4 tRNA genes are annotated in these 552 nt (G+C 47.1%); all 4 read right to left on the reverse strand.

The features are described from left to right. Position 1 precedes the first annotated feature (1 nt). Positions 2–78, reverse strand: a tRNA-Asp gene (locus HMPREF3181_RS02930). A 5-nt stretch (positions 79–83) separates the two neighbouring features. Beyond that, positions 84–159, reverse strand: a tRNA-Val gene (locus HMPREF3181_RS02935). A gap of 198 nt (positions 160–357) precedes the next feature. Further along, positions 358–434, reverse strand: a tRNA-Met gene (locus tag HMPREF3181_RS02940). A gap of 7 nt (positions 435–441) precedes the next feature. Further along, positions 442–516: transfer RNA gene (locus HMPREF3181_RS02945), tRNA-Glu, on the reverse strand. Between the last annotated feature and the right edge of the window lie 36 nt (positions 517–552).

A 552-nucleotide genomic window follows, 5' to 3' on the forward strand; every position in this document is an offset into this window, starting at 1 on the left:
TTGGCGACCTGGATGGGACTCGAACCCACGACCTCTAGCGTGACAGGCTAGCATTCTAACCAACTGAACTACCAGGCCGTATTTGGTGGGCACAATAGGGCTCGAACCTATGACCCCCTGCTTGTAAGGCAGATGCTCTCCCAACTGAGCTATGCGCCCAAATATAACCTACATTTAATATGTATAATCTAAGATTATAAATCTTCAAAGTTTTCTCAGTTCTTCGTTTTCTACGAAAACTAGACTAAGTATCTTCGGACTCAACTTCGACTACGTCTTGTTTCATCTCGAATTCAACTTATCCCAACTGAGCTATGCGCCCAAATAAGTCCTAATATCCTAATAAAGATAAAAAAATGGTAGCGGAGAAGGGATTTGAACCCCTGACACTGCGGGTATGAACCGCATGCTCTAGCCAACTGAGCTACTCCGCCACATAAATGGTGACCCCACCGGGATTCGAACCCGGGTTACCGCCGTGAAAGGGCGATGTCTTAACCGCTTGACCATGGGGCCTAAATAATTGGTGCCGAGGACCGGAATCGAACCGGT

The sequence above is a fragment of the Parvimonas sp. KA00067 genome (genome assembly GCF_001553085.1).
Taxonomy (GTDB): Bacteria; Bacillota; Clostridia; order Tissierellales; family Peptoniphilaceae; genus Parvimonas; species Parvimonas parva.